General features: G+C 67.0%; 23 protein-coding genes, 1 tRNA gene and 1 pseudogene. 8 read left to right on the forward strand and 17 right to left on the reverse strand.

Annotation, left to right across the window (positions count from 1 at the left end; genetic code table 11):
• Positions 1 to 25: 25 nt before the first annotated feature.
• Both KQ310_RS01140 and aspS read right to left on the reverse strand, forming a co-directional pair.
• A complete protein-coding gene (locus KQ310_RS01140) occupies positions 26 to 241 on the reverse strand; it encodes a Nif11-like leader peptide family natural product precursor (RefSeq protein ID WP_259719960.1) in 216 nt (71 codons plus the stop codon).
• Between the two features lie 96 nt (positions 242 to 337).
• Positions 338 to 2161 (reverse strand): aspartate--tRNA ligase, encoded by a 1824-nt coding sequence (aspS, locus tag KQ310_RS01145; protein ID WP_259719961.1) that lies wholly within the window; start codon positions 2159 to 2161, stop codon positions 338 to 340.
• 163 nt (positions 2162 to 2324) lie between these two features.
• Between aspS and KQ310_RS01150 the strand changes: the two genes are divergently transcribed.
• Entirely contained in the window at positions 2325 to 3929 is a 1605-nt protein-coding gene (locus KQ310_RS01150; RefSeq protein WP_259719962.1) for an MFS transporter, read from the forward strand.
• A 74-nt stretch (positions 3930 to 4003) separates the two neighbouring features.
• Positions 4004 to 4375 (forward strand): annotated as a pseudogene (locus KQ310_RS01155) (NUDIX domain-containing protein); the annotation flags it as partial.
• 64 nt (positions 4376 to 4439) lie between these two features.
• Here KQ310_RS01155 and KQ310_RS15910 read toward each other — a convergent pair.
• The 6 genes from KQ310_RS15910 to gcvT are packed head-to-tail and all read right to left on the reverse strand — an operon-like array spanning position 4440 to position 9088.
• Positions 4440 to 4553, reverse strand: coding sequence for a pentapeptide repeat-containing protein (locus KQ310_RS15910; protein ID WP_399237349.1), 114 nt, complete (start codon positions 4551 to 4553; stop codon positions 4440 to 4442).
• A complete protein-coding gene (locus KQ310_RS01160; RefSeq protein WP_259719964.1) occupies positions 4550 to 5284 on the reverse strand; it encodes an SDR family oxidoreductase in 735 nt (244 codons plus the stop codon). Before KQ310_RS01160 ends, KQ310_RS15910 begins: the two co-directional genes overlap by 4 nt.
• The gene (locus KQ310_RS01165; protein WP_259719965.1) at positions 5281 to 6084 is read right to left on the reverse strand and encodes a dihydropteroate synthase; all 804 of its coding nucleotides are present in this window, start codon (positions 6082 to 6084) and stop codon (positions 5281 to 5283) included. The genes KQ310_RS01160 and KQ310_RS01165 overlap by 4 nt, the downstream gene beginning before the upstream one ends.
• A gap of 18 nt (positions 6085 to 6102) precedes the next feature.
• The gene (locus KQ310_RS01170; RefSeq protein WP_259719966.1) at positions 6103 to 7407 is read right to left on the reverse strand and encodes a glycosyl transferase; all 1305 of its coding nucleotides are present in this window, start codon (positions 7405 to 7407) and stop codon (positions 6103 to 6105) included.
• Positions 7407 to 7925 carry a 2-amino-4-hydroxy-6-hydroxymethyldihydropteridine diphosphokinase gene (gene folK, locus KQ310_RS01175; protein WP_311134679.1) on the reverse strand — a complete coding sequence of 173 codons (519 nt, stop codon included), beginning with the start codon at positions 7923 to 7925 and terminating at the stop codon, positions 7407 to 7409. Before folK ends, KQ310_RS01170 begins: the two co-directional genes overlap by 1 nt.
• A gap of 2 nt (positions 7926 to 7927) precedes the next feature.
• Positions 7928 to 9088 carry a glycine cleavage system aminomethyltransferase GcvT gene (gene gcvT, locus KQ310_RS01180; protein WP_259719968.1) on the reverse strand — a complete coding sequence of 387 codons (1161 nt, stop codon included), beginning with the start codon at positions 9086 to 9088 and terminating at the stop codon, positions 7928 to 7930.
• Positions 9089 to 9323: 235 nt separating this feature from the next.
• On the opposite strand from gcvT, the gene KQ310_RS01185 reads away from it, so the two are divergent.
• The gene (locus KQ310_RS01185; RefSeq protein ID WP_259719969.1) at positions 9324 to 9596 is read left to right on the forward strand and encodes a hypothetical protein; all 273 of its coding nucleotides are present in this window, start codon (positions 9324 to 9326) and stop codon (positions 9594 to 9596) included.
• Positions 9597 to 9735: 139 nt separating this feature from the next.
• Positions 9736 to 10143: a Crp/Fnr family transcriptional regulator gene (locus tag KQ310_RS01190; RefSeq protein WP_259719970.1), complete on the forward strand. Its 408-nt coding sequence runs from the start codon at positions 9736 to 9738 to the stop codon at positions 10141 to 10143.
• A 16-nt stretch (positions 10144 to 10159) separates the two neighbouring features.
• On the opposite strand, the gene speB is transcribed toward KQ310_RS01190, so the two are convergent.
• Positions 10160 to 10990, reverse strand: coding sequence for an agmatinase (gene speB / locus KQ310_RS01195; protein WP_259719987.1), 831 nt, complete (start codon positions 10988 to 10990; stop codon positions 10160 to 10162).
• Between the two features lie 109 nt (positions 10991 to 11099).
• Positions 11100 to 11951, reverse strand: a complete 852-nt coding sequence (speE, locus tag KQ310_RS01200) for a polyamine aminopropyltransferase (protein WP_259719971.1) — start codon at positions 11949 to 11951, stop codon at positions 11100 to 11102.
• A 154-nt stretch (positions 11952 to 12105) separates the two neighbouring features.
• On the opposite strand from speE, the gene KQ310_RS01205 reads away from it, so the two are divergent.
• Positions 12106 to 14175, forward strand: coding sequence for a sulfatase-like hydrolase/transferase (locus KQ310_RS01205; protein WP_259719972.1), 2070 nt, complete (start codon positions 12106 to 12108; stop codon positions 14173 to 14175).
• Between the two features lie 10 nt (positions 14176 to 14185).
• Here KQ310_RS01205 and KQ310_RS01210 read toward each other — a convergent pair whose 3' ends face one another.
• The 3 genes from KQ310_RS01210 to KQ310_RS01220 all read right to left on the reverse strand — a co-directional run bounded on the left by KQ310_RS01210 (position 14186) and on the right by KQ310_RS01220 (position 16388).
• A complete protein-coding gene (locus KQ310_RS01210) occupies positions 14186 to 14512 on the reverse strand; it encodes a Nif11-like leader peptide family natural product precursor (protein WP_259719973.1) in 327 nt (108 codons plus the stop codon).
• A 152-nt stretch (positions 14513 to 14664) separates the two neighbouring features.
• On the reverse strand, positions 14665 to 15156 hold the full coding sequence (locus KQ310_RS01215) for a hypothetical protein (RefSeq protein ID WP_259719974.1): 492 nt from the start codon (positions 15154 to 15156) through the stop codon (positions 14665 to 14667).
• A gap of 14 nt (positions 15157 to 15170) precedes the next feature.
• Positions 15171 to 16388, reverse strand: a complete 1218-nt coding sequence (locus KQ310_RS01220) for a hypothetical protein (RefSeq protein WP_259719975.1) — start codon at positions 16386 to 16388, stop codon at positions 15171 to 15173.
• Positions 16389 to 16397: 9 nt separating this feature from the next.
• Here KQ310_RS01220 and arfB point away from each other — a divergent pair, with 9 nt between their 5' ends.
• Entirely contained in the window at positions 16398 to 16844 is a 447-nt protein-coding gene (gene arfB, locus KQ310_RS01225; RefSeq protein ID WP_259719976.1) for an alternative ribosome rescue aminoacyl-tRNA hydrolase ArfB, read from the forward strand.
• Positions 16845 to 16955: 111 nt separating this feature from the next.
• Positions 16956 to 17720: a carbonic anhydrase gene (locus tag KQ310_RS01230; protein WP_259719977.1), complete on the forward strand. Its 765-nt coding sequence runs from the start codon at positions 16956 to 16958 to the stop codon at positions 17718 to 17720.
• A gap of 16 nt (positions 17721 to 17736) precedes the next feature.
• On the opposite strand, the gene mazG is transcribed toward KQ310_RS01230, so the two are convergent.
• The 4 genes from mazG to KQ310_RS01250 are packed head-to-tail and all read right to left on the reverse strand — an operon-like array spanning position 17737 to position 20638.
• A complete protein-coding gene (gene mazG, locus KQ310_RS01235; RefSeq protein WP_259719988.1) occupies positions 17737 to 18744 on the reverse strand; it encodes a nucleoside triphosphate pyrophosphohydrolase in 1008 nt (335 codons plus the stop codon).
• A gap of 33 nt (positions 18745 to 18777) precedes the next feature.
• Positions 18778 to 19272, reverse strand: coding sequence for a metal-binding protein (locus KQ310_RS01240; RefSeq protein ID WP_259719978.1), 495 nt, complete (start codon positions 19270 to 19272; stop codon positions 18778 to 18780).
• A 50-nt stretch (positions 19273 to 19322) separates the two neighbouring features.
• Positions 19323 to 20327 carry a ubiquinone biosynthesis protein COQ4 gene (locus tag KQ310_RS01245; protein ID WP_259719979.1) on the reverse strand — a complete coding sequence of 335 codons (1005 nt, stop codon included), beginning with the start codon at positions 20325 to 20327 and terminating at the stop codon, positions 19323 to 19325.
• A gap of 59 nt (positions 20328 to 20386) precedes the next feature.
• Complete coding sequence (locus tag KQ310_RS01250; protein WP_259719980.1) at positions 20387 to 20638, reverse strand: hypothetical protein; 252 nt, start codon at positions 20636 to 20638, stop codon at positions 20387 to 20389.
• 80 nt (positions 20639 to 20718) lie between these two features.
• On the opposite strand from KQ310_RS01250, the gene KQ310_RS01255 reads away from it, so the two are divergent.
• Positions 20719 to 20790 (forward strand) — tRNA-Val (locus KQ310_RS01255).
• Positions 20791 to 21031: the final 241 nt, after the last annotated feature.

Genomic DNA, 21031 nt, shown 5'->3' on the forward strand with positions numbered 1-21031 from the left:
ACCGCTCGAAAGCTCACTCGGCAGCTCAGTTGTATTCGCCCGGGATGTCCTGCTTGGTCACGGTGACCCGCCCCACTGTCTTGCCGGAGAGGCGCAGCAGCTCATCGCCGGAGAAGGTGTATCCCAGGCCGGCGCCGATCTGGGCCACGTCATCGGCGGTGGCGGCCGCCTGCACCGCCGCCCGCAGGCCTGGATCGTCCTGCACCTTGCCGAGAAAATCCTTCAGCTGATCCAGGGACATGGCCCAACCTCCAACGGTGGCCCTGGCCAGGGCCTCTGCATTCTGATCCCCTGGGGCGCCCTGCTGAAACCCTCCAGCGCTTGCTGGGCGCTGCCTTCAGCTCTCCTCCTCGCTCCAGGTGCTGGCCACATGCAGCTCCTCCAGCTGCTGGGGAGCCACGTCGGCGGGCGCCTGGGTCATCAGGCAGCGGGCCTGCTGGGTCTTGGGGAAGGCGATCGTGTCGCGGATCGATTCCTCGCCCGCCAGCAGCATCACGATCCGGTCGACACCGAAGGCCAGGCCGCCGTGGGGCGGGGCGCCCATGTCGAGGGCCTCCATCAGGAAGCCGAACTGACGGTTGGCCTCCTCCAGGGGCAGGCCGATGGTCTGCAGCACCTGGCGCTGCAGGGCCGAGTCGTGGATGCGCAATGAGCCCCCACCCAGCTCCAGGCCGTTCAGCACCAGGTCGTAGGCCTGGGCGCGGGCCGTGGGCAGGGTCTCGGCCCACTGGCCGGGATCGCTGCCCAGGTCGTCGGTGTTGGGGGCGCAGAAGGGGTGGTGCAACGCCTCAAGTCGGTTGTCGCCGGCGTTGAATTCGAACATCGGGAAATCCACCACCCAGAGGAAGTTCCAGGCGTCGTTCTCCCGGTCGGGTTGCACCATGGCCAGTTCGCGGGCCAGGTACTGGCGCACCCGATCGAGGGCCTTGTTCACGGTGGCGGTGTCGCCGGCGCCGAACAGCAACAGGGTGCCGGGCACCGCGCCGGTGCGCTCCAGCAGCTCGGCCTTGGTGGCGGCGCTGAGGTTGTCCTTGATGGCGCCGATCGTGTCGATCTCACCGCCCTCGCGCACGCGGATGAAGGCCAGGCCGCCAGCCCCCGCCTTCTGGGCTTCGCTGAACACGTCGCCACCGGGCTTGATGCGCACATTGCTGAGGGCCTCATTGCCGCCGGGCACGGCGATGCACTTCACCGAGCCGCCGGCCGCCACGGCGCCACTGAACACCTTGAAGCCCATGCCGGCCACCAGGTCGCTCACGTTGGTGAGCTCCATGCCGTAGCGGGTGTCGGGTCGGTCGGTGCCGTAGCGCTCCATGGCCTCGTGCCAGGTGAGCCGGGGGAAGGGCCGGGGCAGTGCCACTCCCTTCACGGCTTTCCAGATGGTGGCGATCAGGGCTTCGTTGAGCTCAAGGATCTCCTCCTGACCCATGAAGCTCACCTCGATGTCCAGCTGGGTGAATTCCGGCTGGCGGTCGGCGCGCAGGTCTTCGTCGCGGAAGCAGCGGGCCACCTGGTAGTAGCGCTCGATGCCGCCCACCATCAGCAGCTGCTTGAACAGCTGGGGTGACTGGGGCAGGGCGAACCACTCACCGCCGCAGACCCGGCTGGGCACCAGATAGTCGCGGGCGCCCTCGGGGGTGGAGCGGGTCAGCACCGGCGTTTCCACCTCGATGAAGCCCGCGTCTTCAAGGAAACGACGGGCGGCCTGGATCGTCTGGGCGCGCAGGCGCAGGTTGCCGTTCATGCGCTCGCGGCGCAGATCGAGGTAGCGGTGGCGCAGCCGTAGCTCTTCGCGGGTGTTCTCCTCGTCGTGCACCGAGACCGGGAAGGGCAGGTTCCCCTTGACGGAATTGAGCACCGAGATGCTGGCGGCCAGCACCTCCACCGCGCCCGTGGCCAGCTTCTCGTTGAGTGCTTCGGCGGGGCGGGGGCGCACCGTGCCTGCCACCTGGATCACGGTTTCGTTGCGCAGGTGCTCGGCCACCGCGAAGGCCTCAGCTCCCAGGTCGGGGTCCACCGTGATCTGAACGGTGCCGCTGCGGTCGCGCAGGTCGATGAAAATCACACCGCCGTGATCGCGGCGCCGGTCCACCCAGCCGCAGAGCTGCACATCCTGGCCGGCGTGGTCGGCACGCAGGTCGCCGCACCCGTGGCTGCGCATGGAGAAGTCGCTGGGGAATTGCGGATTTTCCCATGGGGCCTGGCCTCGGCTGACCGGGGCATCAGGCCGGGTCATCAGCTCGGGAGATCAGTTCGTGGCTCACCTCGTGCGCAGCATCGGTGACGGTGGTGCTGGTTCCAGACGATCCCAGAAAACGGCTGGGATGATCGGCGCAGACACGAGCCTGTCGATGGCCGAGCGGCCGGGACCTCTCCACCCATGGCTGCCCCCGGGAGATCTGGCGCCGATCGGCGTCAGCCTGCTGGCCACGCTGGTCAGCACCTTTTCCGTGATCGGCCTCTCGTTTGTGCTGCTGGATCTGCAGCAGCAGCTCGGCATCACCACAGCGCAGGTCAACCTGCTGCGCTGCACAGCGATCGCCAGTGGCCTGCTGATCGTGTTCTGCGCCAGCACGCTGTGCCGCCTGCTTGGCACGAAACGCTGCCTGGCTGCCGGCCTTGCCCTCTGGATTGCAGGCTGCTTGCTGCTGGCCGGTCATGCGGGCCTGGCCTCGCTCGCCATCGGGCTGGTCCTGATGGGCTGTGCCGACGGCTGCGTGCGGGTGTCGTCTTTCGCCATGCTCTGTGGTGGCGCCGCTGATGCGCAGCAGATTTCTGTGCTCGTCGCGGCCAACACGCTGGCCAACAGCCTGGCCTTTGTGGCCTCGCCGATCCTCAACAGCTGGATCCTGGTGCGGACCGAGAACAGTGCGGCTGTGATCGGCGGGCTGTGGGGATGTCTGTTCCTGCTGACGCTGCTGCTGCTGCAGCTTTTCGTCCGCCCCGACAGACGCGAAGCGGCCGCGCAACACGTCCAGGTCCAGGCCAGTGACTGGACCGTTCTGCTGGCCGCAGGAGGCTGCGCTTCCCTGATCAGCACGCTGCCGATTATCCACGCCTTCCAGCCAACCTGGGTGCCTGCCGGCATGGCTCTGAGCATCGCCCTGTTGATGGTCACGGCCATGTCCCTGCGGCGATCGCGCTCGATCGTCAGGGGGTTCAGATTTCTGATCAACCCAAGGATTGGTCTGCTGCTTCTGGCTCTGGCGGCATTATTCTCGATTGACTACCGATACTGCGCCGAGCGCTTTCTGGCGATTCGCTATCAGCTCGATCTCGCCAGTATTTCGGCTTGGATGACGCTGGCCAGCCTGGCGGGAATTGCCAGCACCTTTGTCTTCGCTGCTGTCAGTTCCCGGATCGGCCTGGCCAGGAGCGTTGGGCTGGGCCTGCTGGGCTGTCTGATCCTGCCGATCACCTTCGTGATGGCCCCATCCCAGGTGCCGATCCTGGTGATTGCATCGGCGGCGGCATCCTTCTCGTTCTTTCTCACCTTCGTGAGGGTGGGGCTCACCTCCACGATCACAGCCATGACCGATAAGCCATTGCTGGCCAATCTGGAAGCGGTGCGGCACGTCCTGGCCACCTCCGCCTGGTCGTTGGGTTCAGCCCTGGCGGTGAATGTGCTGCTTGGCACCTTCCGCAGCTCGCTTGAGCAGCAGCTCAAGCCCCTGCCCTTGTCTGACGCGGTGATCCAAACCATCGCCCGACTTGTGGCCAGCGGCAATGGTCTCCAGGTGCTGGAGAACCAGTACGGCGTCTCCAGGCAGCTGCTGATGACATTCATCGGCTGGAATGCCACTCCCACGATTCAGGCGATCATGAGCGTGCTGCATGAGATGGGCTGGCTGATCCTGATGATGCTGGTTCTGGTCACGGTTCTGATCGCTTTATCACGCCGGGTCACCGTGCCGATGCTGCGCCCATAGGCTGACGCGTTCCTGCCACGGGATCCTGTCCGCGATGCAGTGGCGGTAGCGTGGCTACGGTGTCAGCAGGGACCATGGTTTACCCCATTCCCACCGTCGGCGCTTTGGTCACAGGGCCATGCCTGCGTGTGCTGATCGTGCGCACGCTCAAGTGGCGCGGAAGCTGGGGCGTGCCGGGCGGAAAGGTGGAATGGGGTGAAACCCTTGACAGCGCACTGCGGCGTGAATTGCAGGAGGAGGTTGGCCTGGAGCTGGCGGCGGTGCAGTTCGCCCTGCTGCAGGAAGCCGTGGAAGATGCGCAATTCCACCGCCCTGTGCATTTCATGCTGATCAACTACTACGCCTTCAGTGCGACAACCGCAGTCAGCCCTAATCATGAGATCGCCGAATGGGCCTGGGTGTCACCACAGCAGGCGCTCGATTACCCGCTCAACAGCTTCACGCGCCGATTGATCCAAAGCTATCTGGCCGCGGACATGTCCGAGCACTATGCGGCGATTGCTGAACGGGTCACGTCAGATCAGCTCGCGTCAGATTGGATCGAGATCGATCACATCGAGACAGATCAGATCGAGACAGATCAGATCGAGACAGAGCAGGCCACGACAGATCAGCTCGCGTCAGATCAGATAACCGCCTGAGACCTTGATGTTGCTTCCGCTGATGTAGCCGCTGGCCGGATCAGCCAGGAACAGCACAGCCCGCGCCACCTCCTCGGTTCTGCCGTAGCGGCCGGCGGGGATCCGTTCGAGCGGCGGCTTGCGCTCCGAGTTCTCCAGGGTGCCGGGTGAAACGCCATTGACCGTGATGCCGTGCGGAGCCTCCGTGACGGCCAGTGTGCGGGTGAGCTGCAGCACGCCGGTCTTGCCGATCTTGTAGGGGGTGACCATCGGCACCGCCATCAGCGCATCGGCGTCGACATCGATGAGATTGACGATGCGGCCGAAACCCTGGTGGCGCATCCATGGCAGGGCGGCGCGGCAGGCGTGGTAAGTGATGTGCAGGGTGTCGTCGATGCTGCGATGCCAGTCGGCCACATCCATCTCCCCCAGCGCCTTCCAGACGATGCCGGCGGCGTTGTTCACCAGGATGTCGAGCCGCCCCAGCTGCTCCACCGCTGCGGCGAAGGCGGCTGCGGTGGCTTCGGCATCCGCCAGATCGGCCGGCAGGGCCAGGCCGCGCCGCCCCAGCCGCTCCACCTCCTCCACCGCCTCGCGGGCCTCGGCTTCGCTGTGCCGGTAATGGACCACCACATCGGCGCCGGCGTCTGCCAGGGCCAGGGCGATCGCCCGGCCGGTGCGGCGCCCGCCGCCGGTCACCAGGGCCACCCGGCCCTGCAGTGGCAGGCCGCTCATGGCGCTTCCACCTCCGCCTCGGCCGTCGCCTCAACCGTCGCTGCCGTCAGCAGCGCCTGGATCATGTCGGGATGGTGGGTGCGAATCCAGTCGGCGCCGGCAAAGAGCACATTCGAGGCGAACAGGATGCGCGCCAGCCGCTCGGGCTTGCGGGCGGCGTAGAGCAGGATCGGGCAGCCCAGCTGGCGCAGCACATCCAGGTTCCAGAGCACGCTGTTCTGCAGCTGGATCTTGCCGACATCGTCGGTGGAGGGGTGGATGATGCCGAGGTTGGGATCGATGATCACCTCACCCACGCCGGCGGCCCGGGCCTGCTCCACCCGCGGGCCGAGGTGATCGAGCAGCCCCTGCAGCCGGTAGGGCACCGGAGCGGCAGTGCGCATGCGGTAGGCGTCGCCATAGGGCATGTAGGTGAGCATCAGCGAGGCGCCGGCTGCCGCCACCGCCGCCAGGGCCGAGGGCTCGATGTCTGCGCCGGTGAAATTGATGGTTGTGGCGCCGGCCTCCAGGGCGACGCGCACGGTCTGCGAACTCCAGGTGTCCACCGACACCCGATAGCCCTCCTGAAGCAGCCGGCCCAGGGCGGGCAGCAGCCGCCGCAGTTCCTCGGCGTCGTCGATCATCGCCGCCGTCGGCGTGATCGAGCGGGCACCCAGATCGATCACGGCGCAGCCCTGGCTGTGCAACCAGGCGGCCCGCTGCAGGAGCTGCTCCATGCTCGCCACCACCGAGTCGCTCACCATCGATTCCGGCGAGAGGTTGATCACGCCGAGCAGGGTGCGGGGATGGGGCGTGCTCATCAAGGCGAAGCGGGGGGCTCAGGTGTCAGCGTGGTCGGTGCGGTCGGCCGCCACCGCCGCTGCCAGCCTCGACAGGACGTCGGACCTGCGCTGGCTCACCTCATCCCAGGTGGGGGTGAGCGGCGAGAGCTGATCCTGCTGCACGAAGCTCCGCCCGGCCTCCAGCAGGCAGGTAGCAAAAAAGGACACAGCGCGGGTCTCCTCGCCGCGATCGAGCCGCAGGCCGTTGAGGGCGGCGTCGGCGGCGTGGGAATCGAGCAGATCCAGCACGATCCGCTGATACGCGGTCACAAGGCTGCGCACCAGCGCCAGATCGAGCACCTGGCCCTGGGCCGCCAGCCCGCGGAACAGCCCCAGGGCGATGTCGCGGCTCATCCGCCCGAGGCCACTGCCACTGCCACCACCACCACCACCACCACCACCACCGCCACCGTGATCGGGCTCCTGATCGAGCTCGTGATCCATCTCGTGATCCGTCTCGGGCGGGAATGGCTGGTGCTTGTGGTCGTAGGCCTCAGCGATGTCCACCTGACAGAGCTGGCGGGTGGAGTGATCGCGGAACATCTCGGTGAGCACGCCGATTTCCATCCCCCAGTCGCTGGGTAGATGCAGCCGCCGTGCCGCACTCCAGCGCATGGCGCACTCGCCGGCGAGCGGGTAGCGGAAGCTGTCGAGAAACTCCAGGTAGCGGCTGGGGGGCAGGCAGCGCCGCAGGGCCCGCAGCAGGGGGGTGACGAACAGGCGGCTGACCCGCCCGTACATCACCCCAGCGCTGATCCGCGGGTAGTAGGCCTTGGCGAACACGAAGCCGCTGTCGGGATGGAGCAGCGGATAGACGAGCCGGGCCAGCATCCGCGGCGTGAAGCTCACCACATCGCAGTCGTGCAGGGCCACCACCTCGGCCCGCCCGAGGGCCTGGACCAGGCCCAGGCAGAGCCAGATGTTGTGGCCCTTGCCCCGTTCCGCCGGAGCCAGCCGCTGCCGCCCCAGTTCTTTGTTCAGTGCGGTGATCCGGGGGCCATCGATCCAAATCACGTGGTGCGGCTGGGGCAGCTGGCTGAACAGGGCGAGGGCCTCGCGGAATCCAGCGGCATCGGCCCGATCGAGGCCGATCACGATCTCGTTCAGCCAGGGGATGGTGGCCAGCTGACGCACGAACGGCTCCAGGGCCGGACCCCGCAGCTCGGTATGCAGACAGGGCAGCACCAGGGTGAGCGGCAGGCGCTGCGTCTGCTCCGCCACCGCAGCTGCCAGGCAGGCATCGCTGCGCCCCCCCAGGTCGTGGAGGGTGGTGATGATGCCGTTCTGGAAGAAGTCGCTCATCAGCTCTGCAGCGCCAGCCGCTCCAGGCCGCCGTCGTCCGGCAGCTGCCGGACCAGGTCCGCCACGCTGTGGCCCGTCAGTGGATCTATCCAGTCGGGGGCGATCTCCGCCAGCGGCACCAGTACAAAGGCGCGATCCCGCATCCGCGGATGCGGGAGCTGCAGACGCTCGTCATCAAGGAGCAGGTCGCCGAGCAGGATCAGGTCGAGGTCGAGGGTGCGCGGCCCCCAACGCTCAGCCCGCACGCGTCCGAACCGGGTCTCCGTCTCCAGCAGGCGATCGAGCAGCGCTTCGGGCGACAGGCTCACCTCCAGAACGGCGCAGCCGTTGAGGTAGTCGGGCTGCGGTGGCCCCACCGGAGCGCTGCGGTACCAGCCAGAGCGGCGCAGCAGGCGGATGCCGGGACTGGCATCGAGGTCCGCCAGGGCGCCCTCCAGGGTGGCGCGGCAGTCGCCCAGGTTGCTGCCCAGGGCGATGGCGGCCTGCTGTGGCGTACCGGCCCGCTCCGTCCAGACCACCCTCAACCCCGCCGCAGAAACGGCCGCCGCACCACCAGCGCCGGCTCCTCGCGGCCGCGGATCTCCACCGTCAGCTCCGTGCCGAGGCGGGCGGAGGCGGCCGGCACGGATGCCAGGGCGATCGCCTTGCCCAGGGTGGGCGACCAGCTGCCGCTGGTGATCTCCCCTACCGGCTCGCCGTTACGGAGCACCGGGTAGCCGTGGCGGGCGATCGCCCGCCCCTGCAGCTCCAGACCCACCAGCCGCCGCTCGACGCCGTCTGCCGTCTGCCGCTCCAGGGCCTGCCGCCCGATGAAGGGCTTGGGCATCTCCAGGTGCACCAACCAGCCGAGGCTGGCCTCCAGGGGTGTGGTGGTCGCATCCATGTCGTTGCCATAGAGGTGCATGGCCGCCTCCAGGCGCAGGGTGTCGCGGGCCCCGAGGCCGCAGGGCTCCACCCCCTCGGCCAGCAGCTGCTGCCAGAGGGCAAGGCCGGCCTGGCGATCCAGCAGCAGTTCGAAGCCGTCTTCGCCGGTGTAGCCGGTGCGGGCCACGAACACGGGGGCGCCGGCGGCCGCACCGGCGGCGGTGCCGGATAGCAGGATCTGCCGATGGCCGAAGCGGGGCAGGCCGGAGAGATCGGCGCCGCTGAGGGCCTCGAGCCGCGCCGGTGCCTCCGGGCCCTGCAGGGCCAGCAGCACCCCGTCGCCCTTGCGGTCGGTCAGGGTCACCCCCTGGGGCTCGAGGTGGCGGCGCAGCCAGGTGGTGTCGGCTTCGATGCAGGCGGCATTGATCACCAGCACCAGCTCGCCCCTGCTGCCGTCTTTACCGGCCTCCTGGCCGGCCACCTGGCCGCAGTCGTAGACGATCAGGTCATCGAGGATGCCGCCCGCCTCGTTGAGCAGCACCGTGTAACAGGCTTCGCCGGGGCCGATGCGGAACAGATCGGTCGGCACCAGGGCCTGGAGCGCGTCTTTCACCCCGTCGCCCCTCAGGGTGAGCACCCCCATGTGGGAGATGTCGAACAGGCCGCAGCGCTGGCGTACGGCCGTGTGCTCCTGCACCAGCCCGCCGAACTGCACGGCCATTTCCCAGCCGGCGAAGGGCACCATCCGCCCCCCGGCGTCGCGGGCGGCCTCGAACAGGGGCGTGCGTTGCAACGGATCGGTGGCGGTGGCGGCCATGGCAGGTGGTGTGCAGCGCTGGCCGGATCCTATGGAGAGCACAGCCACTGGAGCGCCGCTGCTGGAAAGCAGCCGCATTGGTTGCTCGTGGGGATGTCAGCGGCGATGCGGAACCGATCGATGTCCAGAAGTGTCACTTCAAGGGTCACTTACCGAAGGAAAGTGGAGGATTCGGGCCGTTTCCCTGGCGATCGGCCCGCGAACTCCTTACGTTGGGCGCCTTGATGGGGTTTTGATGGGTCAGCGTTCCAGCTGCCGCAGCTGTCGTCACTGCACGCCGCCCCGCGGCGAGGAGATGGGCTGGTGCCAGCTGCGCCGCCTGGCCATCCATCCCGACCTGGCCGTCGACCTCTGGTGCCACCACTGGACGGCCAGACCAGCCCGGCTGCCCGGCATGGGTCCTGAGGGGGCCGGCTCGACCGGCATGGTCGCTCGCGCCAGCCATCTCCCCAGCCGTCAGCTCTGCCTGGCCATGGAGCCTGACGAACCGCAGCTGTGGGAAGCCTGAAGCGGCTCACGCCTTCAGGCCTGAGCCGTTGATCAAGGGCCAGGGATCTGTGCCGGAACGTCGAGGCTTGGTGTTTCTTGCTGCCGTTGTGGCCGCGGCGGTTGTAACAATGTAATCATCAGAACCTTTCAGCCAGGAGGTGACCCGATTGGTCACGACACCCGCCGCTCCGTCTCCGCTCGCCCTGATGGCCGGTCAGGTCGATTGCGAGACCTTCACGTTTCCCACTGGCGCCCACATCTTTTCGCGGGGCCGTACGGCTGACGCCATCTATGCCGTCCGCCGCGGCATCGTCGAGCTGGTCGATGAGCAGGGGTCTCGGCTCTGCTACAGGTCCGGGGAGCTGTTCAGCTACCAGGAGATCATTTGGCGCCAGATGGCCTTTCTCAACGATGCCATCGCGCGCACCCCAGTGGAAGTGCTGCGTCTGGAGCGTCTGCGCTTCCTCAACCTGCTGCATAACCACCCCACCCTGGCGGTGATGCTCCTGGGTCAGCAGCACGACCGCCTGCGGGAGCAGCGCACCAGCGGCACCTGTTGCTACTGACTCCAGCGGGGTGCGATCAGTGGCCGGCCGGCCGGCCCAACAGCAACAGCAGGCTGCGGCACACCTTGGCGGCCAGCACGCTGCTCACCCCACTGGGATCGAGCTGGGGGGCCAGCTCCACCACATCCGCTGCCACCAGGTTGTGGTGGCGCAGTTCGTTCACCAGGTCGGCGAAGTGGTTCCAGAGGAAGCCGCCGGGTTCGGGAGTGCCGGTGCCGGCCAGCACGGCGGGATCGAACCAGTCCAGATCCACGGTGAGATAAAGGGGGCGGCCGCGCAGTGGGTGCAGTGTTGCGGCCATCTGCTCGATCGCCACCAGCCGGCCGCTCTGGTGGAGCTCGCTGAATTCATCGCGGGTGCCGCTGCGGATGGCGATCTGCAGCAGCTGCTGGCTGGGCAACACCTCCAGGCAGCGCCGCATGGCACAGGCATGGCTGTGCTGGGTGCCCAGCCAGCTGTGGCGCAGATCGGCGTGGGCATCGAGCTGCACCAGCGCCAGATCCGGGTGGTGAGCGGCCACGGCGCCCACGGCACCGGAACTGATCGAGTGCTCGCCGCCCAGCATCAGGGGCCGCAGGCCCAGGCTCAGCAGGTGTTCCGTGCCCCGACGCACCGCTGCCACCACCGGTTCCGGGGCCCCGAAGGGGATCTCCAGGGCCCCGAGGTCGGCGAAGGCCAGATCATCCAGATCCAGGTCCAGCTGGGGGCAGTAGGTCTCGAGGCCGTTGCTCACCTCGCGGATCGCTGCAGGTCCGAAACGGGTGCCGGGGCGGAAGGAGGTGGTGCCGTCATAGGGCACGCCGAACAACCCCACGCGGCAGCCGGCGGGATCGCGGCGGCTGGCCATGTAGATGGCGCCGTCGCTGTCGAAGAGCCCGGTGTTGGGGCTGGAGAGGTTGGGGCTGGTCAAGGCGGCGGGGGAGAAGGTGCAGGAGGCAGCTCAGGGTTGGCCGGCTCTAGGCGTTGAGGGCGCGCTCGATGCCTGCGGGGATGGCGTCGAAGGCCCCACGTTGCCAGCGGGGCGACCAGATCTCACAGCCCTCGCCGATGGCCGCGGCGCGTGCTGAATCCGGCTCCAGATAGCGGCGGCCATCGAGGGCGGCGAAGGTCCAGCTCCACCAGCCGCTCGGATACATCGGCACCCAGCCGTACATCGGATCGGCGTGGCCGAACACCTCGCGAAGCAGGCCCACGGTGTCGAGGTGCACCTGCCGGAAGGCTTCAGGTGATTCGCTCTGGGTGGCGAACACGCCGCCGGGTTTGAGGATGCGGCGGCAGTGCTCGAAGAAGGCCCGATTGAACAGGCCCTCGGCCGGGCCGGCCGGATCGGAGCCATCCACGATCACCACGTCGTAGCTGGCCGGCGGCGCGTTGGCTGCCCAGGCGATGCCATCGCCCACGGTGAGGTGGAAACGGGGGTCGCTCCAGCAGCCGCCTCCGATCGAGGGCAGGTGCTGCTGGCTCCACTCCACCACCAGCCCGTCGATCTCCACCATGTCGAGGTGCTGCACGCCGGAGTGGCGCAGGCACTCGCGGGCGGTGCCGCCATCGCCGCCGCCGATCACCAGCACCCGCTCGATCGTCGCGGCGCTGCACAGGGCCGGATGCACGATCGCCTCGTGGTAATGCCGCTCCTGCCGCTCGGCGGTCATCCAGCAGCCATCCAGCAGCAGCCCCTTGCCGTAGCGCTGGCTCTCGATGATCGTGACCGTCTGGAAGGCGGAGTCCTGCTCGGCGATCACCGTGCCGGCCAGGCCATAACGCACACCGTCGAAGATCTCGTCGATCCAGGTTGTGGGGGTCGCCATGGGGGAAGGGGCCGGGGGGCCGCCCGGAGTGAGTCTCCGTACGGTTACACAGCAGGGTCCGGTTCCATGGCTACGACCCGTGAACTCGCCAGGCTCCGCTGGCCTTGCGCCGCTCGCGATCTCCTTAGCTGGACAGACTGCCGGTTCTGTGGTCATGCCGAAGTCTGCCGCTGCCGCTGCCGCTTTCTCCGCCGCTGCCTCCACTGCAACGACCCTGGACGCCGCAGACCCGCAGACGTCGTTCCTGGCGGGGGCGGATCAGGGGGCGGAGCCACCCAGGAACCTGCTGATCTTCATCCGGGATCAGGTCAAACCCGAAGATCTGTGGCTGCCGCGCGACTGGGCCCGGGAGAATCTGCCGAACCAGCAATGGCTCAAAGACAACGGCTTGTCGTTCAGCAACGCCTTCACCAATTCGGCGATGTGCACGGCGGCGCGCGCCACGTTCTTCACCAGCAAATTCCCGGCTCAGCATGAAGTGGGCCTGGTTCTCTCTGACATTCAGAACCCGATCCTCGACTCCCAGACCCAGCTCAGCCCAGATCTGCCCAACCTCGCCACCGTGCTCAAGGGGCAGGGCTATGACGTGGGCTTCATCGGCAAGGCCCACCTCAGCAAGACCTTCACCTTGGACAAGGGCACTGCGGACACCGCAGATGACGAAGTGGTGTATCAGGACCTCAAGGCCTATGGATTCGATGACTGGCAGGGGCCGGATGCGGGCCAGGACATGGAGCTGGAGAATTTCGGGGGTGGTGACGCCGATCATGACGGTGACTACACCCAGCAGGCCGTCGACTGGCTGACAAATCGTGCCGCATCTGGCAGTGATAAGCCCTTCTGCCTGGTGGTTTCACTGATCAATCCTCACGACGTTCTCTCCTATCCCAAAACCTACATTGATGGTGGCTATAGCGAGGACTGGATTCAGGGAGATATCCAGGATCTGCCTCCGACTGTGTCGGAAGACCTGCGGGCCAACTTCAAGCCCTCGGTCCAATCCCAATGGAAGGCGCTGCAATATGCCGGGCAGCCACTATTTTCCGATCAGGAGAAGATTAATTATCTCAATTTCTATGGGAATCTACTCAAGGATGTGGATGGAAAGATGGGAGATGTTTTGGATGTACTGCGCGCGGATTCCAATCCCGAACTTCTGAGGGACACGATGATTGTGAGTACCTCTGACCACGGCGAAATGGGCATGAGCCATGGCGGCTTGGTGCAGAAGATGGAGGTCGCTTACGACGAGGCCATGAAGGTGCCGATGGTCTGGTCGAATCCCTACTACTTCCATGGCGAGCAGACCAGTGATGCCTTGGTTTCCCATGTCGACTTTCTGCCGACTGTGGCTGGCTATCTGGGATTTGATCGCAATGATGTGGCCAGTCAGGATCTGCGAGGTGTCGACTACTCGTCTGTGCTGAAGTATGCCAACCAGAACCTTGATGCCAGTCAGGCCCCAGGGGTTCAAGACTCGGTTCTGTTCAGCTTTGACGACATCTACTCCGGCCAGGACCCTGCCCTCTCGGCTGGCGACAACTACACCCATGGCCTGTTCCCCGCGGCCAATCGCATCCAGGCTGTGCGCACAAAGGATTATAAGTATGCTCGCTACTACTCCGGCGATCAGAGCTACGAGGCCCGCAATTGGGAGAATGAGTTCTACGACCTTCGCAAGCAAGGCGGTGATTATTATCCCGATCGAGATCCCGTCACCGGCAAGCCCAACGTCTTCAAGGGGGCTCCGCTGGAGCTGCGCAATCTCGACCCCAGAGCCGAGGCTCGCCGCGAGCGCAGCGGTGAAGATCCCCTGGCGACGCGGCAGCAGCGCCGGGCCTATCGACAGATGTCCCGGCTGCTGGATCAGCAGATTGCCGATCGGCTGGATCCCCTGACAGGTATGCCGGCGGTGGAGCCGAGTGTCTTCGTGTACCAGGGAGGGTCTGATCCGAACAGCCCCTATGCCGTGGGCGACAAGGTGAGGCGACTGATTCCCTCAGCCTCGGCCCAGAGCCAGGATCTGGAACTGGCCTTCAACACGCGCGCGCATCAGACCTACAACATTCAATACCTCAATCCTGCGGGTGCTACCACCACGCTGGTGTCGAATATTGCCGGCACCAACGGCCCCGTCTATCAATACCTCACCGGTCTGCCGGCGGATCTCGACCTGGCGGCGATCAGCATCCAGTGGGTTGGCGGCAACGTCAGCATCGCCTAGAAGACGGCGATCAGCTGAGATAGCCATAATTGGGGCCGGCCCCAGCCGGTCCGCTGATCTGGTATTGGATCAGGCTGAGGCTGCGGCGGGCCACGAAGGAGTTTTCCATCTCGAATCGCCAGAATTCGTTGAGTTTCTGGCACTGGGCTGCCACGACATCGGCCATGGAGAACTGGAAACCGTGCGCTGCGGCCACGGCGATCACCTTCTGCGCGTCGATGTCCAGGGGGATATGGCTGTCGCCCCATTGCTCCAGGCAGCAATCGGCCAGCTGGCGCTGCAGCCCGGGATCGATGCGGGCCCGGGCGATGAAGGCTTCAATGCTGCGCTGGCTCATGGCGATCGGTTCGGGTTTGTAGGTTCAGGTTTGCAGGTTTAGGCTTTTTGATTTAGCCTTTTAGGTTTAGAATCATCGGTTCATGATGATGCATATAGTGTTATTGCCCGCCAGGTGAAGCGCTCATCTTGCAGACCTCTGCCGCCAGGCCTTCAGAGGCCGGCGGCGTTGGGAAAGCTGACGCTGTAGAAGGCGATGCCCTCCGGCCGCCACTGACCGGAGCTGACCAGCGCGTCGCGCTCCTGCGCCGAGCCGGTGTAGAGGTGCTGGCCGCTGCTCTGCGAGGCAAGCTGGAACACTGGATCCAGGCCTGGCAGGGGTTGGGGGTAGGCGGTGAACACCGTGCCCAGGTTGGTGTAGTCCGCCGTGGCTCCGCGGTCGTAGAGATCAGGGTTGGTGGTGTAGATCGTGTCGTGGCGGCGTTCGCTGCGTAAGGCCACCACATCCGCCACATAGGAGTCGTTCGGGTTGGCGGCGAAGGGCACATCCACCAGCTTCCAGGAGTCAAGCGTCACCCGTTGGCTGGCCTCGCTGGAGCTGGCGGTGAGTTGCCATTCGCCAGTGATGGGGTCCTGCAGGCGGAAGGCCACCGCCAGATCGTCCGCCAGGTCATAGGCGTCCAGGGTCTGGGCCGCGTAGCTCACTGTGGCCGGGTGGATCAGGGCCTTCTCGATGCTGAGGGTCTGCCCCGGACCCGGCTGGGTGTAGAGGGTGCCGGGAACGGGTTGGGTGCCCGGGCCACCGGGGTTGTACAGGGGGCTGTGGCTGCCATCGCCGGGCGCCGGAGCACCACCTTGCGCAGGGCCCGGGCTGCCCTGGCGCTGGAGGCCTTCAGAATCAGATCGAATTGGTTGTCGTGGTCTTCGGAGTAGGTGTAGTCGGGATCGGCACTCAGTCCTGTGCCGAGATCGGCGATGCCCAGCACCGTGAGCTTGCCGCCCTTCACCTTCACCGGCCGATCGGCCTTGCTGATGGTTACGCTGCCCCCCTTGCGGCCCCGGGCCGTGAGCTGGAAGAAGCGGCTGAACTCCTGCGGCAGCAGGCCGCTCACCCCATCCGGTGAGAATCCGCCGGAGGTGAACAACCTGAGCCGGTAGAGGTTGTCGCCGGTGCCGTAGTACTCCACGCCATGGTTGGCGACGGAGGCGCCGAACCCGACTGGTGGATAGTCACCGGCGAGGGAGAGGCGACTCAGTTTGGCTCCGGCCAGCCTGGGGCCGTTGATCGGGTCGTAGGGATTGCTGCTGGTCTGGCTGAGACCACTGCCGTTCACCAGTCCCCCTGGTGTGATCAGCTGCAGCGGAGTGTCGCTCGGCACCACCGAGAAGCGCGCGGGGTGGACGGAGGCCAGATCGTTGCTGGGCAGCCGGTTGCCGAAATAACCGAAGACCACCAGGGTCTGGCGTTCGTTGAAGTCGTCGTTGGGGTTCTGGGCGACATAGAGGGGGGTCACGACCTCGCCGGTGTTGAGCGTGATGCGGAAGTTCTGCGGCAACACCGTGCTGGGCAGCACCGGGTGGCTGAACTCAATCGGCATCGCGTCCATGAAGGTGTCCGGAACCGGCGCGGCGCTGAACCCCGCCGCCACCAGCCCCACGCGGGAGACGCCGGAGGTGATGTTGCGCAGCGGGGCGGCCGGATCGCGTCCCACCAGCTCCTGCACCACGCCAGCGCCAGCCGCATAGGCCAGGTTGATGTCGTTCTCGCTGAGCAGGCCTGGAATGCCCTGGATCCCTTCGAAGCCATAGCTCGCGGCCAGAATTCGCGGCGCCTGATCACTGCCGCCGTAGATGTCTGCGGCGATCACGATGTCGCGGCGCAGTTGGTCGTAGCTGGAACCCTGACCCATGGCCGGCGCCTGCAGCTGTCCTGTCATCCTGAACCGATGCCAGGCCAGCAGCCCAGTGGTGATCTGCGTGTGTCGGCCGCGGTGCTGATCCCGGCGGCTGAACTGACCTGGCGCTTCTCCCGTTCCTCCGGGCCCGGTGGACAGAACGTGAACACCACCGATTCGCGCGTCGAGCTGGTGTTCCGCCTGGCCGCTTCAGCGGCCGTGCCGCCTCTGCAGAAGGCCCGTGCCCTGCGTCGTCTGGAGGGGCGGCTGCTGGACGGGGCCGTGGTGATCACGGCCTCTGAGCACCGTTCCCAGTGGCAGAACCGGGTGGCGGCACGGCAGCGTCTGGTGGAGCTGCTGCAGCAGGCCATGGCGCCACCGCCGCCGCCGCGGCGTGCCACCCGGCCCAGCCGCGGCTCGGTGGAGCGGCGCCTGGCCGCCAAGAAACAGCGCAGTGCCATCAAGGGCCAGCGCCGGCAGCGCCTGCCGGAGGAGTGAGCCGCAGCCCGGAGCTGAAACCCGGAGCTGAAGCCCGGAGCTGAAAACGTCACGGCTGGCAGCGAGGGCGACGATCCCTGGCTAGAGCAGTTGGAAGCTGCGCCGCTTGCCATGTCCCCAGACCGCCGTTCCGTCAGTCGCCGCCTGCTGCTGCGGGAGACCGGGCTGGTTGCCGCCGGCTTGGCGGCCGGTTCGCTGATGCCCAGGCAGAGCCAGGCGGCGCCGGCGCCGGCGGAGAGCTTGCGGCAGCAGCTCACGGCCTGCGAGCCGGGTGGGGATCCGCTGCAGGCCCTGGTGGCCGGCAACCGACGCTTCGCGGCAGCCTGGAAGGCCGCCTCCGGCCCGATGGATAACCAGGTCCGGCGCCGGCTGATGGTCGATCTGCTGGCGGACAATTGCCAGCTGGATCCGACCGCCCTGGCCAAGGGGCAGAAACCCTGGGCGGCGATCCTCTCCTGCGCCGATTCGCGGGTGCCCACTGAAATCTTGTTTCATCGAGGCCCTGGCGAGCTGTTCAACGTCCGCTGTGCCGGCAACACCGCCTTTTCCGATGGGGTGGCTTCGCTGGAATACGCGGTGGAGGTGCTGGGGGTGCCTCTGATCCTGGTGATGGGTCACAGCGGTTGCGGGGCCGTCGAGGCAGCCATGGACCCCAACGCCAGCCTGACGCCCCTGCTCACCGATCTGGTCAAGCCGATCCGGGCTTCGCTGGTTCCGGGCGAGCCCCTCCCCGCCGCGATCCGCACCAACGCCCGCTACGCCACCCAGGCGATGCTGCGCAAGAGCGAGCTGCTGGCCGGAGCGAAGGCGGCCGGCCGGGTGCGGGTGCAGGCGGCCTATTTCGACATCGGCAGTGGCCAGGTGAGCCTGCTCTGAGATCGCCGCGATGGCCTCAGCCTTCGCGGTTGGCTGCGGGGTTCGAAGTGGGGCCCGAAGCGGAGCTGGCAGCGGCGTCTGCCGCGGCTTCGGCCCGGATCTCGGCCTTGGCCTGGCGCCACAGCCCCTCCAGCTCCTGAAGACTCCGCCCTCGCAGATCGCCGCCCAGGGCCGCCTCCACCCGGGAGAAGCGATCGAGGAAGCGGTGGTTGGTGCCGGCCAGCCCCTCCTCCGGGTCGATGCCGCACCAGCGGGCCACATTCACCAGGGTGAACAGCACGTCACCCAGCTCTTCCTGCGCATGGGCCCGATCGCCGCTGCTGCGGGCCTCCTCCACCGCCTCCTTGAGCTCGTCGAGCTCTTCGTGCACTTTTGTCCAGACGCCGAGCAGGTCGTCCCACTCGAAGCCGGCCACTGCGGCCTGCTTCGAAATCGTCTTGGCGCCGGCCAGGGCGGGGAGTCCGCGCACCTTGGCGGCCAGGCGATCACTCAGGGGACTGGCCGTGGCGAGGCTGCTTGCCAAAGAGCTCGGCTCGGTGGCTGCGGCTTCGGCTGCAGCAGCGGCGGCTTCCTGGGCCTTGATCTCCTCCCAGGTGCGTGTCACGGCGGCGCTGTCGCCGCCTGAACCCCGGTTGCCGGCCGCAGGGTCGGCCGGTGGCGCGAACACGTGCGGGTGGCGGCGCAACAGCTTGGTGCTGATGCCCCGCGCGATCCCCGCCAGATCGAAGCGCTCCTGTTCGCGGGCGATGCGGGCGTGCAGCACCACCTGCAGCAGCAGATCCCCCAGTTCCTCCTCCAGATGCCGGTCATCGCCGTGGCGGATGGCATCAGCCACCTCATGGGCCTCCTCGAGCACGTAGGGCACCAGGGAGGCGTGGGTCTGCTCCAGATCCCAGGGGCAGCCGTGCTCCGGATCACGCAGCCGATCCACCACCGCAATCAGTTCCGCCAGGGCGGCCAGGCTGTCGCTTGGCTCTGGGGCGGGGCTGGAGCCCGGCGGGCACGACTGGGGATCGGGGTGCATCGCGAGGGGGAGGGGAGGTCCGCCCAAACCCTCTCATCTCCTGCGGCGCAGGATCCGTGGCAGGCGCGGCATCGGGTCGCCGTCCTGCAGGAGATGCAGCCAGCTACTCGCCTCCAGGCCGATCAGGGCGGTGAGCAGCAGGGGGCGTTGGTCGTGCCAGAGCCGCGCAGCGGCCTGGATCAGCCTGGCCGGCGCTGGACTGCCGAGCGGCTGCAGCAGCAGGCTCAGTAGCAGGATCCAGGCCGCCAGGTAAAGCAGCCGCCCGCCGGTGCCGATCAGGGGGCTGTGGGAGAGCAGGGAACGGTGCGATAGGCCCCGCCGGTAGGGCCACCAAAGCCAGCGCAGCAGGCCCCAGCGGCGGGTGGCATTGGAGCGGGTGTCGAGATCCGGCGACAGCCACAGCCCGCCCACCAGGAACGCCAGGCTGGCCGTTGCCACACCCACGATTCCCAGCAGGGGCCACCACAGCAACCCGAAGGGCAGGCTCAGCAGGCAGGTGGTGCGGTCGTGGTCGGTGCCGCTGGCCATGAACCGGTCGTTTTCCCGTCAGTGTTCCGGCTGCTCAGTGTGCCGGCTGCTCAGGTCTGGGGAAGTTCTTCCGGGGCTCGGCCCCGCGGCAGCACGTTGAACCGGAGTCGCACCTGTTCGAGGGGGAGGCCGAAGTGTTCCCAGGGATCGATGCCGGCCAACAGGTCCACGTTCACATGGGAGCCGTGGTCGAGGCCCGCAAAGATCCGATCCACGTCCAGCTGGCCACGCCCGGCCGGCACAAAGGGCGAGGTGCCGATGCCGAGCTCGAATTCCGCCAGGGCGAACATCAGCAGATAGAAGGGGTCCACCCGCTCGAAGCCCGCCTGGAAGCCCAGCACCGCGCCCTCCTCGGCGGGGGTGGTGCCGTAGCCACCCAGCACATGGCAGCAGTCGTGGTGCATCACCGGTGGTGGCGGTCCGCCCAGCTCCCCGGGGAACTGGAAGCCGTTGCGGTCGATGAAGTTGGCGTAGGCCAGCCCAAAACTGCCTTCCGGGTAGCTCCGCAGCTGCCGGTAGCGCTCGGCCATGGCCCGATCCTCCTGGCCGAGCAGCACCCGGGCGCTGGCCAGGACGGCGGGCAGCCCCTCCTGACGCCACATCGCCCCGGCGGCCTGGGGGATGAAGCCACGCCGCGCCACATCGAGGCGCACCAGCCAGGCCTGGTGCTCCATCACCTGGTGGAAGGTGCGTACCGGGCCCGGATCCACGTTGAGACACTGGGCAGTCCGCTCCAGCAGATCCACCTGCTGCGGCGTGGGCGTGCCGTCGAACAGGGCCACCAGGGTCATGCCGCGCAGGATGCGCTCGCGCCACTGGGGATCGGGATTGACCGCGTTCACCCGGGTGGCCAGGGCTTCTGGAGCGATGTCCGGCAGGGTCTCCAGTTCCAGATCGAGGTGCAGGAGGTGATCACGAACGCCCCGGATCGCGGCCATGGCCTTGGCCGATGGTGTGCCGCGCAGGCGGGCGATGGTCATCAGGGCGGCCAGCCCGGCCTCGCCGATCGCCTGACGCTGGTCGTCCGGCAGGGTGGCCTGAACGTTGATCGTCATGGCGGAGTCCTCACGGGGGCCAGCTTGAGCGCAGACGAGAGCGTTCAGGGGCAGAGCGCTCAGTAGCAGAGATCAATGTTGCCAGTGCCTCGCTGCTGCTGTTGCACGCAGCTGTTGACGTTCTCCTGATCGATCTCCTTCCCCCCGTTCGGCTCCTCGGTGGGCCAGGAGCTGACCAGCAAGAGCAGCAATCCGCCGGCGATCGTGATCACCACACTGGCCCGGCGGAAGGTGAACCAGGCCTGCTCAAGCCGGACTTTCCTTTCCAGTGCACGGATGCGGGTCGTGCGCTTCGCGTCCTCTCCGCTCACATCCTCTGCCCAGTTGGCCAGAGCCCGATCCTCTCACTGGCGGGCAGCAGGCACACCGGCAGCAGGCACAATGGAGAGGCGCGCGATTAGCTCAGCGGTAGAGCGCCTGCCTTACAAGCAGGATGTCGCTGGTTCGAACCCGGCATCGCGCATCTGCAAAGCCCAGGCCAGGACAGGGTTTCTGGGTGGTCGAGCCCAAGGGCCGTCGGAGTGCTGTTGGGCTTGTTAGAGCAAAAATGCGCTGATTTTTCCGCTAAGGAGACTCTGGAAAACCCCGCCACCCTGCGCGAGAATAGCCGTGTGATCGCAGGCGTGGACAGGCTTCATGGCCCCCAAGCAGTTTGGTTTTGGTGATTACGAGCAGTCCACGGCCAAAAAGCGCACCCGGCGAGA

This window comes from Synechococcus sp. CS-1328 (assembly GCF_025128095.1).
Lineage (GTDB): Bacteria > Cyanobacteriota > Cyanobacteriia > PCC-6307 > Cyanobiaceae > CBW1002.